Origin of the sequence: Streptomyces roseolilacinus, assembly GCF_014649335.1 — a bacterium.
Taxonomy (GTDB): domain Bacteria; phylum Actinomycetota; class Actinomycetes; order Streptomycetales; family Streptomycetaceae; genus Streptomyces; species Streptomyces roseolilacinus.
Window position 1 is genome coordinate 379,990 of the sequence record NZ_BMSV01000002.1, and the last position, 12,252, is coordinate 392,241.

Annotated in this window: 7 protein-coding genes; 5 read left to right on the top strand and 2 right to left on the bottom strand. The window is 75.9% G+C overall.

Features of this window, described 5'->3' with window-relative positions; translation table 11 throughout:
* Window positions 1–23 precede the first annotated feature (23 nt).
* From IE106_RS05880 to IE106_RS05890, 3 genes are all read left to right on the top strand, one after another.
* Window positions 24–1,193: a carboxylate-amine ligase gene (locus IE106_RS05880; protein ID WP_189530512.1), complete on the top strand. Its 1,170-nt coding sequence runs from the start codon at window positions 24–26 to the stop codon at window positions 1,191–1,193.
* A 179-nt stretch (window positions 1,194–1,372) separates the two neighbouring features.
* Window positions 1,373–3,160: an N-acetylglutaminylglutamine amidotransferase gene (locus IE106_RS05885; protein WP_189530514.1), complete on the top strand. Its 1,788-nt coding sequence runs from the start codon at window positions 1,373–1,375 to the stop codon at window positions 3,158–3,160.
* Complete coding sequence (locus tag IE106_RS05890; protein WP_189530516.1) at window positions 3,133–5,379, top strand: S9 family peptidase; 2,247 nt, start codon at window positions 3,133–3,135, stop codon at window positions 5,377–5,379. Before IE106_RS05885 ends, IE106_RS05890 begins: the two co-directional genes overlap by 28 nt.
* Before the next feature lie 49 nt (window positions 5,380–5,428).
* Here IE106_RS05890 and IE106_RS05895 read toward each other — a convergent pair whose 3' ends face one another.
* Window positions 5,429–6,598, bottom strand: coding sequence for a Cmx/CmrA family chloramphenicol efflux MFS transporter (locus tag IE106_RS05895; protein WP_189530519.1), 1,170 nt, complete (start codon window positions 6,596–6,598; stop codon window positions 5,429–5,431).
* A 414-nt stretch (window positions 6,599–7,012) separates the two neighbouring features.
* Here IE106_RS05895 and IE106_RS05900 point away from each other — a divergent pair, with 414 nt between their 5' ends.
* Complete coding sequence (locus IE106_RS05900) at window positions 7,013–10,600, top strand: colicin E3/pyocin S6 family cytotoxin (protein ID WP_268255281.1); 3,588 nt, start codon at window positions 7,013–7,015, stop codon at window positions 10,598–10,600.
* Complete coding sequence (locus tag IE106_RS05905; RefSeq protein ID WP_189530521.1) at window positions 10,597–10,827, top strand: DUF7683 domain-containing protein; 231 nt, start codon at window positions 10,597–10,599, stop codon at window positions 10,825–10,827. Before IE106_RS05900 ends, IE106_RS05905 begins: the two co-directional genes overlap by 4 nt.
* 280 nt (window positions 10,828–11,107) lie before the next feature.
* On the opposite strand, the gene IE106_RS05910 is transcribed toward IE106_RS05905, so the two are convergent.
* Window positions 11,108–11,848 (bottom strand): S1 family peptidase, encoded by a 741-nt coding sequence (locus IE106_RS05910; RefSeq protein WP_189530523.1) that lies wholly within the window; start codon window positions 11,846–11,848, stop codon window positions 11,108–11,110.
* Between the last annotated feature and the right edge of the window lie 404 nt (window positions 11,849–12,252).

Consider the following 12,252-nt stretch of genomic DNA (forward strand, 5'->3'; position numbering starts at 1 on the left):
GCGCACTGGCCTGAGGAGTGACGGTGACACTGGCTGTCGGAGTGGAGGAGGAGTTCCATGTCCTCGAAGTGGAGACCGGAATGCTGGTGCCCCGGGCCGGAGACGTGCTCCAGGGACTGCCGAAGCGGCGCTTCACCACGGAGCTCCTCCAGTCGATCGTCGAGTCGAACAGCGACGTCCACACCACGATGGACGCGCTCTGGGCCGACCTGATCCAGTCGAGGGCACGACTCGGCGGCAGCGCCGCGGGCAACGGCCTGGCGGTGGTGGCGGCGGGCACCGTGCCGTTCGCGGGCAGCGGCGCGGGCCGCGTGACACCGGACCGCCGCTACCGGCAGATGGTGTCGGAGTACCGCCGCATCGCCGACGAGCAGCTCATATGCGGCACCCACGTGCACGTCGACGTCCCCGACCGCGACACCGCGGTCCGGATGATGTGCATGATCTCGCCCTGGGCGCCCGTGCTGCTGGCGCTCTCCGCCAGCTCCCCCTTCTGGGCGGGCGCCGACACCGGCTACGCGAGCTGGCGCACCATGCTGTGGCAGCGCTGGCCCACCGCCGGCCCCGCGGCCTGCTTCCCCGACGCCGCCGCGTACGACGCCGCGGTCAGCGACCTGATCGCCTCCGGCGTGGTCACCGACCCGGGGATGATCTACTACGACCTCCGGCCCTCCGACCACCAGCCCACGCTGGAGCTCCGCGTCTGCGACTCCTCCCCGAGCGCCGAGACGGTCGTCCTCATCGCGGCGGTCTTCCGGGCCCTGGTGATGCGGGCGACCGCGCGCCTCGCCGCCGGCGGGTCACCGCGGTGCGACGGCCGGCACGAGTGGCTGCGCGCGGCCACCTGGCGGGCGGCGCGCTCGGGCCTGGAGGGCGACCTGATCGACCCGGTGTCCCACCGCCCGGCCCCCGCGGCCCGCGTCGTACGGACCATGCTGGCGCGCCTGCGCCCGGAGCTGGAGGAGTGCGGGGACTGGGCGACCGTGCGGGACCTGGCGGAGAAGGCGCTCGCCGACGGCAGCGCCGCGCACCGCCTGCGCCGCACCGCCGCCGGCGAGGACATGCTGGCCTGCGTCGACGAGCTGATCGCCCTGACCCGCGGCCCGGGCGGCCGGGCCGACCGCGTGCAGACGGCCGTGAGGACCGACCGGCCGGGCCTGCGCCGCGGTCCCGTGGAGCCCATCGGAGGCTGACCCGCGGCCGCGCACGGCACCGCCGTGCGCCCTGACGCGCCCATTCGGTACGCGACACACACGAGAAGGAGGAGAGACATGTGCGGTGACACGACACTCACCTGCCACATGGGCGCCCGGGCCTCACGGCCGCGCGGCGACGAGGAGGACGAGGCGCTCCGAACGGGAGGTGACCCGCGATGTGCGGCCTGAGCGGCGAGATACGGTTCGACGGCGGACGCCCCGACCTGGACGCGGTACGGCGCATGAACGACCGGCTGGCGCCGCGCGGTCCCGACGGCGAGGGCGTGTGGACACGGGGCCCCGTCGCCCTGGGACACCGCCGACTGAAGATCATCGACCTGTCCGACCGGGGCGCCCAGCCCATGACCGACGGCTCCGACGGCCAGGTGACCGGCGTCTTCAACGGGTGCCTGTACAACTACCAGGAGCTGCGGGGGGAACTGCGACGCCTGGGTCACCGCTTCGTGTCCACGTCGGACACGGAGGTGCTGATCAAGGCGTACGTCCAGTGGGGCACCGCGTGCGTCGACCGTTTCTACGGGATGTTCGCGTTCGCGCTCCACGACCACCGCACCGGGCAGCTCGTCCTCGGCCGTGACCGGCTCGGGATCAAGCCCCTGTACCTGGCGGCCGGTCCCGGACGCCTCCGGTTCGCTTCGTCGCTGCCCGCCCTCCTCGCCGCCGGCGAGGTGGACACCTCGATCGACCCGGTCGCCCTCCACCAGTACCTGAGCTGGCACGCGACCGTCGCCGCGCCCCGCACGATCCTCACCGGCGTGACCAAGCTCCCCCCGGCCACGGTCCGTGTGATCGAGCCGGACGGCACCCACCGCGACCACCGCTACTGGCAGCCGTCGTACACCCGCCGCCCGGAGCACCAGGGGATGACCACGGACGAGTGGCGCGACGCGGTGCTGGAGGCGCTGCGCGTCGCCGTGCGGCGCCGCATGGTCGCCGACGTCCCGGTGGGCGTGCTCCTCTCCGGTGGCCTGGACTCCAGCCTGATCGTGGCGCTCCTCGCCGACGAGGGGCAGCGCGACCTCGCGACGTTCAGCGTGGGCTTCGAGTCCGCCGGCGGCGAGGAGGGCGACGAGTTCCGCTACTCCCGGCTGATGGCCCGGCAGTTCGCCACCGACCACCACGAGCTGATGGTGCCGTCCACCGAGGTGTCGGACGCGCTGGACTCGGCCGTCGCGGCGATGGCCGAGCCGATGGTGAGCCACGACGTGATCGCCTTCCACCTGCTGTCGCAGCAGGTCGCCGAACACGTCAAGGTGGTGCAGAGCGGCCAGGGCGCCGACGAGGTCTTCGCCGGCTACCACTGGTACCCCCGCCTCGCGGTGCCCGAGCGGCAGAAGGCGCCGGAGGCGTACGCGGAGGCGTACTTCGACCGCACGCACGCCGATCTGGCCCGCATCGTCCAGCCCCACCTGCTGCCCGGCGAGGACGTGGCGCAGCGGTTCGTGCGCGAGCACATGGCCGCCCCCGGCGCGGAGACCGCCCTCGACGCGGCCCTGCGGCTGGACACCCACGTCATGCTCGTCGACGACCCCGTCAAGCGCGTCGACAACATGACCATGGACTGGGGCCTGGAGGCCCGGGTGCCGTTCCTCGACCACGAACTGGTCGAACTGGCCGCGGCCTGCCCGCCCGAGCTGAAGCTCGCCCACGGCGGCAAGGGCGTGCTCAAGGAGGCCGGCCGCAAGCTGCTGCCCGCCGAGGTCGTGGACCGGCCCAAGGGGTACTTCCCCGTCCCCGCGATCAAGCACATGGCCGGCCCGGTCCTCGACCGGGTGCGCGACGCGCTGGCCGCCCCCGAGGCCAAGGCCCGCGGCGTCTTCCGGGAGGAGTACGTGGCGCAACTCCTCGCCGCACCCGAAGAACACCGTACGAGGCGAGGGGCGAACGGACTGTGGCAGGTAGCGTTGCTGGAGCTGTGGCTGCAGAAGCACGGCATCAACTGACGGCCCCCCGGGGGGACGGCCGGGAGGCCCCCGTCGCGGCCCCCGCGACCGTCCCCCTGGCGCCGGCCGAAGGAGCCCGGGACGAACCGGTCCGGCTCACCGCCCACGGCTGCTGGTACCCGTCGGCCGACCCCTACGGGGGGCGGATCGCCTTCATCTGCGACCGCGGCGGCGTGCCGCAGCTGTGGACGGGACCGCCGGACGGCGGCGAGGCGCACCTCCTCGACGCCGGCCCCGACCCCGTGTCCGAGGTGTCCTGGTCACCGGACGGCCGGTGGATCGCCTACACCACCCGGCCGGGCGGCGGCGAGCACTCGCGCGTGCTGTGCGTGCGCCCCGACGGCACCGGGCGCCGCGTCCTCGCGGGCGCGGAGCCCGGCACCTCCGCCTACCTGGGGTGCTGGCTGCACGACGGGTCCGCCGTCGCGGTCACCGTCGCCGCGCCGGCCACGGCGGGCCCGGCGGTGGCCGCCCCGGCCACGGCCCCGACCGGGGAGCCGGCCGAGCCGGGGGAGCCGCACGCCGTGGGCCCGCCGACGGGCTGGAGCGAACGCGACGGCCACGCCGTCCTGCTGGGCGGCACGCACCGCGGTGACGTCGATCCCGCCTTCCGCGCCCTCGGCACCGCCGTCTTCGACGGGGTGCCGGGCGCGGGAAGCCCGCACGCCGCACCGCGCGCGCCGTTCCCCGAGGCGCCCACGGTGCGGGCCGGCAACGGACTCGCGGCGTACCTGATCGACCCCGACGGGGTGGCCGCGCCCGCGCTGGTCGCCGTCGAGCAGACGGCCGCCACGCTCCGCGTCTGCGACGTCAGCCGCGACGGCCGGCTGGCGGTCCTGCGGCGCGGACCCCGCAACCGGCGGGAGGCCGTCGTGGTCCGCCTGGCGGACCTCGCGGCGGCGGCCGCCGTACCGGTCGCCGACGGCGACCCGTGGATCGGCGCCTTCTCGCCGGACGCGCGCCGGCTCTGGCTGCGCAGCGACGCCGACCGGGAGTTCGCCGCGCTGCTGGGCGCGGACCTGGCGCCCGACGGGAGCATCACCGGCCTGTCGGTGGCCGCCGAGCGCGCCGGCGCCGACCTGGAACTCCTCGCGGTGGCCCACGAGGGCCGCGGCGCCTTCCTCGCGTGGAACGACGGAGGGGTGAGCGACCTGGAGTTCCGGCCCCTGACGGGCGCCGCCGCCCCGGACGCCGCGGCGCCCGTGACGGAGGCGGCGCGGGACGTACCGCTGCCCCACGAGGTCGCCACCCGGGTCGCGCCCGCCGGCGCGGGCGGGGCCGCGATCGCCCTGAGCGGTTCGCAGCGGCGCCCCGGGGTGTGGTGGCTGCCGGGCGCCGGGACCCCTTTCATGACGCCGTGGTCCTCCCGCGACGAGGACGCGGTGCCGCCCGGCCGCCGCCCCACCCGGCCGGTCCACCACCGGTTCACCGCGCGCGACGGGCTTCCGCTGAGCGGCTGGTACTACCGCGCGCCGGGCCGGGCACCCCACCGGCCGGCCCCGTGCGTCATCCACCTGCACGGCGGCCCCGAAGAGCAGGAACGCCCGGTGCTCGACCCGCTGTACCACGAGCTGCTGGGCCGCGGGTTCGACGTCTTCGCCCCGGACGTGCGCGGCTCCTCGGGCCACGGGCGGTCCTTCGTCGACGCCGACCTCGGCACGGGCCGGTTCGCCGCGATCGAGGACGTCGCCGACTGCGCCGCGCACGCCGTGCTCGCCGGTCCGGCGGACCCGTCGCGGCTGGCGGTGATGGGCCGCTCGTACGGCGGTTACCTCGTCATGGCCTCCCTGGTGTGGCACCCGGAGCTGTTCCGCACGGGCGTCGCCGTGTGCGGCATGTCCGACTTCCGGTCGTTCTTCGCCGGTACGGAGCCCTGGATCGCCGAGTCGGCCGCGCACAAGTACGGCCACCCGGAGCGGGACGGCGACCTGCTGAGGTCGCTGTCGCCGCTGCACCGGGTGGACGCCCTGCGCGTGCCGGTGCTGGCCGTCCACGGCGAGCACGACACGAACGTGCCGCCCGGCGAGTCGGAGCAGTTCGTCCGGGCGGCCCGGGACCGGGGCGTCGTCGCCGAACTGCTGACGCTCCGTGACGAGGGGCACGACTTCCAACGGGCCGACAACCGGCGCCTCTTCCGCCGCACCGCGGCCGACTGGCTGGAGCGCCACCTCATCGGCGGGGGCGGCGGCACGGCGCCCTTCGGCCACGGCGAGGACTGACCGGTGCGGGGGCCGGCCGGGGCGCGCCCCGGCCGGCCCCCGCACGAGGTCACGCGGCGTCGGTCCCGACCGGGCGGGCGGCGCCGGACCGGGCGACCGCCGCGACGGCGAGCGCCGTCGCGGCGAGGGCGGCGCTGACCCACGCGGCGTCGCGGTGGTCGCCCGTCGTCCCGGTCACGGCGCCGGCGAGCAGCGGGCCGAGGAACGCGCCGGCGTTCAACGCGACCGTGGCGAACGACCCGCCCATCGAAGGGGCGTCCGACGCGACGTGCATGACCCGGTTGACGAGGGTCGCGCCGACCCCGAAGGACAGCCCGCCCTGGACGACCACCAGCACGGCGAACAGCGCCGCGGACCGGGCACCGGCCGACGCCAGCGCCGCCCACCCGAGGGGCAGGACGCACAGCGACACGACCACGCCCCGCCGAAGCCGTCCGTCCCCGGTACGGCCGGCCACCGTCACGCCGGCGAACGCGCCCGCGCCGAACCCGGCGAGCAGCGCGGGGACCGCCCCCTCGGGCAGGCGGGCGACGTCCGTGGTGAGGACGGCCAGGTACGCGAACGTCGCGAAGGTCGCCCCGTTGACCGCGGCCGCGAGGACCAGTGCCACCCGCACCGGCCGCGTCCGCAGCGCCCGCACCTCCCGCCGCACCGAGACGTCCCGCCGGTGGGCGGCGTCGGCGGGGGCCGACCGGAAGACGAACGCCAGCGCGGGCAGGCACAGGACGGCCACCGCCCAGAAGGCCGCGCGCCACCCGGACCAGTGCCCGAGCCACGCGCCCGCCGGCACCCCGGCGACGCACGACAGGGTGACCCCGGACAGCAGGACGGCGGTGGCCCGGGCGCGCTTCGCCGGGGGGACGAGGGAGGCCGCCGCGGACATCGCGACGGCCAGGAAACCGGCGTTGGCGATGGCCGCGACGACACGGGTGGCGAACAGCACGGCGAAGTCCGCCGTGACCGCGCCTACGGCGTGCACGACGACGAAGGCGGTCAGGAAACCGGCCAGCGCGCGGCGCCGGGGCCACCGCGCGCTCAGCGCCGCCATCACCGGCGCGCCGGCCATCATCCCGATGGCGTACGCCGAGGTCAGGCTCGCGGCGGCGCCCACCGACACGCGCAGGTCACGAGCGATGCCCGGCACCAGACCGGACAGCATGAACTCCGAGGTTCCCTGCGCGAAGACGGCAAGGCCGAGGACGTGGACGAAGAGGGGCACGAGGCGGACTCCGGTGATGAGGCGAACGGTCGGGGAATCCGCGCGCCGGCCACGGCCTGCGTCACCCGCGAAGGGGGAGCCCGGACCGGAGCGGACACGCGGAACGCGCGTCCGGCCGCCGGGAAGCGTGATCGGCCGGGCAGCCGGTCGGGCTGCCGCTCAGTCGACGATCCGCCGCCGGACGACCGGCGGCTCAGCTCTGTCGGACTCGGGGCTCATCACCCGCCGTACGGTACACGCCGCCCTGCCCGCCTGCCACCGGATCGCGCCGCGCGGGCCGCGGCGCCGGCCCGCCCCGCCCCGCCCGGGAGGAGCGGAAGCCCCCTGCCGACCCACCATGATCGACTGTGTACGCTCACGTGGCCGAAATTCGGCCTCGGCAACGGGAGTTGCCGGTCGACGAAAGAGCGACATGTGAGACCAGGACTCTTCAATCGGAGCATCACGGGCAGGGCGTCCCGCGGACGCCGGCGCACGCTGGGCGTGGGGCTGCTGTCGGTGGTCCTCACCGCGGGCCTCCTCGGCCAGGCCCCGGCGGCCCTGGCCGCCGGGACCGCCGAAGCGGGCACCACCGCCGAGACTCCGACGGACAACCCGCTGGACACCCTCGGCGCGATACCCGACACGGAACGGGGCAAGGTCGTCGAGCGCTGGCGCACCGGCGGCCCCGGTGTGCGGGCCGCCGCCGAGGTGGCCCTCGCGGGAAGCGACGAGGACGTACGGACGTTCCTGCAGACCGTCGCCCCGGCGGCCGCCGTGGACGACGACCGGGTCGCCGTGGCACGGCACATCACCATCGGCGGACGCGCCCTCCAGGAAGCCGCGCGCACGGCCCTCGCCGGCACCCCGGCCGACCTGCGCACCTTCCTGGACACCGGTTGGAAGGCGCCGCTGGAGGAGGACATGCGCGTCCAGACGGCGCGCCTCATGGCCGCGGGCGGACGGGCCGTCAAGACGGCCGGCAACACCGCCCTCAGCGGGACGCCGCAGGACGTCAGCGCGTTCCTCAGCACGGGCCAGTACACGGCTCGCGAGGAGGACGAGCGCTTCCAGGTCCTCCAGATCATGAACGCGGGCGGGACCAACGTCCGGGAGGCCGCCGGCGTCGCGCTGAGCGGCACGCCCGACGACGTCCGCGAGTTCCTGGAGGTCGGCCAGCACGTGGCGCGTGCGCGCGACCAGGAGTACGCCACCGTCGCCCAGCTCGCCGAACAGGCCCGCGAGGCCGGGCGGATCGCCGCCGCGGAGACGGAGGCCGCCAAGGACGCCTCCGCGCGCGCCGTCGTCGCCGCCCAGCTCGCCAAGGAGGCCGCGGAGAAGGCCGCCAAGGAGACGGAGGCCGCGCGGAACGACGCGGTCCACGCCGCCGCCGCGGCGTCCCGCGCCGCGTCGGCCGCGCGCCAGGCCGCCACCGCCGCGCAGCAGGCCATCAGCGCCGCCCGCGCCGCCAACAACTCGGCCAGCGTCGCGGCCCGCGCCGCCGCCCAGGCCGCCGCGGCCGCCACCGGCGCCGCCAACGCCGCCGCCCGGGCGCGCGGCGCCGCCGCCGCGGCGGCGACCGACGCGAACAACGCGGACGCCGCCCGCCGGGCCGCCCAGGAGGCCCGCGACGCGGCGAAGGGCGCCGACATGGCGGCCCAGGCCGCCGACCAGGCCGGAATCGCCGCCGTCGCCGCCGGCAACGCCGCGAGGGCGGCGGTGAGCGCGGGCGCCAACGCCGACGCGGCCGCCGACGCCGCGACCGCCGCCAGCGGTTACGCCGACCAGGCGGGCGCCCACTCGTCCACCGCCGCGGCCGAGGCCGCCAACGCCCGCCGCCACGCCGCGGAGGCCACCCGTGCCGCCAACGCGGCCGAGTCGCTCGCCCGCAGGTCGGCGGCGGCCGCCACGGAGGCCCGGGACGCCGCCCGGTCGGCCGCCGCCCACGCCAGGGCCGCCGCCGCGGCCGCCGACGAGGCGGCCGAGCACGCGGGTGACGCGGCCACCGCGGCCACCCAGGCGACCGCCCACGCCACGGCCGCCAAGCAGGCGGCCGACACGGCCACCGCCGCCGTCGCCAAGGCGCGGCAGACGTACGAACTCGCCCGGGAGGTCGAGGCCGAGGGCCTCGCCACCCGTACCAACGCCGCCATCGAGCGCGCCCGGGACCTGGCGGCCGAGGAGACGCGCCGCAAGGCCGCCCAGACCCAGCTGAACCAGCGGGTCACCGACCTCGACGCGGACTTCCGGCGGCTCGCCGCCGAGGCCGCCCAGACCGGCCCGGCCACGCCCGCGCTGGCCGCCGAGGGCCGCGAGACCGCCGTCAAGGCGCTGCTGCTGCGCGGCCCGTGGGGCCGTACGGCCGCCGAGGTCGCCCTCGCCGGGACCGACCAGGACGTCGTCGCCTACCTGCGCTCCGGCTGGCAGGAGGCCGCCCGGCAGGACGAGCGCACCCAGGTCGCCCGGCTCGCCCTGGAGTCCCCGTCGGAGAAGCTGCGGACCGCCGCCGCCCAGGCCCTGGAGGGCGACCCCGCGCAGTACCGCGCGTTCCTGACCACCGGCCAGTTCCAGACCATGGCCGAGGAGCTGCGCGTCCACGTCCTGAGGACCATGAACACCGGCGGGCGGGCCGTACAGGAGGCCGGCCAGCAGGTCCTGAACTCCGAATCGATCGACGAGTACCGCGAGTTCATCTCCACCACCCAGTACACCGCCCGCAGCGAGGACGAGCGGGTCCTCGCCGCGCAGCTGCTGAACACCGGCGGCCCCGAGGTCAAGGCGGTCGCGCGCATCGCCCTGGAGGGCCCCACCTCCGGGCTGCACGCGTTCGTCGAGGTGGGCCGGTTCAAGGCCCAGCGCATGGACGAGCTGGCCGCCACGCACGTCTCCCGCGTCCAGGGGCTGATCGCCGAGGCCGCCAGGATCGCCGCCACCGCGCAGCGGAACGCCGCCGAGGCGGGCCGGGTCGCCGCCGTCGCGCGCAAGGCGGCCGCCGAGGCCGCCGCGTACGCCGCGCAGGCGGACGCGTCCGCGAAGGAGGCCCAGGGGTACGCCGACCAGGCCAAGGCGTCGGCCGACGAGGCCGCCGCGTCCGCCGCCAAGGCCGCCGCGTCCGCCCGGACCGCCCGCGCGGCGCAGGCCGACGCGGAGGCCGCCGCCAGCCGCGCCATCCGGTCGGCCACCGAGGCGCAGACCTCGGCCGCCCTGGCCCGCGGCTCCGCCAACTCGGCGTGGGCCGCCGCGGACCGCGCCCGGGTCTCGGCCGTCGAGGCCGGGAAGGACTCGGCGGCGGCTGACAAGGCCATGACCGAGGCGTTCCAGGCCGCCGTCCAGCTCAAGCTGGAGGAGGAGGCCGAGTGGCGCGCCACCGAGGCCGCCTGGCGCGCCTACCAGGAGCAGCAGGAGGAGCAGCAGAAGGAGGACGACAGCTGGGTTCCCGACTGGCTGCGGGAGGCCGGTGAGACGATCGGCGTCTACGGCGAGGCGATCCTCACCAACCCGGACGTCGTCATCGGCGCCGGCGAGACGGCGCTCGGCGTCTTCATGATGGCCGCCGGCGGCTCCGGTGACATAGCGGGCGGCGCGATCTGCCTCACCGGCGTGGGCTGCCTGGCCGGCGCCCCGGCCATCGCCGCGAGCACCACGCTGATCGTCGCCGGTGGGTACACCAGCGTCGACGGCGCCACCCGCATGGGCCAGGGCCTGAACCAGGCCATCGCCGACGCGCAGAGCCGGCTCTACGCGATGCGCACCGGCCCGCAGGCCTCCGGCCCGGTCCCGGCGCCGAACAAGCTGCCCGCGTTCCCCGGCGCCAGCCGCGCCAAGCCCAAGACGCCCGTCCAGGGCGGCGGCGGCATGCGCAAGCGCTGGAAGGACCCCAAGAGCGGTGACATCTACGAGTGGGACTCGCAGCACGGCACCGTGGAGAAGTACAACAAGCGGGGTAAGCACCAGGGCGAGTACGACCCGGAGACGGGCGCGCAGACCAAGCCCGCCGACCCGAGCCGGAAGGTGACCCCGTGAAGTACGTCGTCGTCTCGTACGACAAGGTCTCCGAGGCCGTCGAGGAGGAGACGGACGTCTCCTCGGTCGGCGCCGAGCGGCTCGCGGAGCTGATCGGCGTCCCCGTCGAGCGGCTGGTCGACGCCTACCCGCTGGAGGAACGGCACCGGGCCGCGCTCAGCGCGTGGGCGGGCCTGACGTTCGCCGCGGACGTGTACGACTACTTCCTGGAGGTCGAGGCGGACTGACGCCGGCACCGGCGCGGCCGTGCCGGTGCCGACGCCCGCGGGGCGCCGCCCGGGTCGCACGACCCGGGCGGCGCCCCGTTCGCATGGGCTCACCGCTCACCTCAGGGCACGTCCGCCTGGCCCCGGGGCCGTGGCGCCGGCGGCGACGTGCCGGGGCGTGCGCGCCCCGGTGGGGGCGGACGCCGGAAGGGCGGTGCGGCCGGTCCACGCTCCGGTGGCCGGCCGCACCGCCCCGCGCCGTCCCCTCCGCGCCGTCAGGGGCGGAGGGGACGGGGGTCGGTCACACGCCCGCGATGCTCTGGATCCAGGAGCGGTACGCGGTCACGTTCGTGTACGCGGTGGTGGTCTGGCGGTCGCTGGTCGAGGCGACGCCGACCTGGACGCCGTTGGCCATCATCGGGCCGCCGGAGTCGCCGCCCGCCGTGATGCCGTTGCCGCGGCGGGCGCAGATGGCCGAGCCGTTGTAGGCGTCGCGGCAGGCGCCGCTCACGATGACGTCGGCGACCTTCAGGTACTGCGACTGGCAGTTGGCCTCGGAGCCGCACTGGTAGGTCGCGCCCCAGCCGTAGACCTGGACGGTCTGGTTGACCGACACCGAGCCCGGCTGGCCGAGGCGGGCGTAGGTACCCGCGACCGAACGGTCCAGCCTGACCAGGGAGAGGTCCGAGGAGGCGTGGTTGTGGATGCTCACCCCGTTGGCCACCGTCCCGCCGCTGGTCTGGTCGAGGCTGCCGATGCGGAAGGACAGGCCGCCGCCGCTCACGCAGTGCTTGGCGGTCAGGATCCAGGTGGGGGCGATGATCGTGGCGCTGCAGGTCTGCCGGCCGTTGGAGAACAGCCGGGCGGCCCAGGGGGCGTTGCTGGCGTAGCCGCCGCCGATGATCGGCTGGACGGCGGTGGCCTCGGACACCGCGGCGGGCGCACTGGCGGCGGGCGCCGCCTGGGCCGTCGCCGTGGGGGCGAGCCCCAGCACCGCCATGGCGGCGGCTGCGAGCGCGGGGATCAGTCTGCTGGTTCGCACGTGGGTCTCCCTTGTGTGGGGGTGGAGGCGTCCTTCATGAGGACTTCGCTGCATACTTATGCAGCTTGCGGAAGCACGTGACGACCGGGTGAGCCTGTCGCGTGCATGCCATGTGCGGCTGTGGCGAATCTGGCAGACGAGCCGCCGATCACGCAAGGGGTGAGCGCCGGGAAGTGCGGCAGGAGTCGGGTGAGCAGGGGTGACACACAGTCAAATTGCTAGCTCACAAGGTCTTTTGTAGTGAACGGGTGAGGGCGGGGCGGGGTTTTCCTCGATGCGGTTCCGCTCGCCTCGCGCCACCGTCGAAGGTCGCCGGGTCGGCGGGCTCGACAGCGGAGGTCGTTCGATGAGCCTTCGTCATGCTCGGCGCCGATGCGCGTAGATATGCATTTTGCGGCATGGAA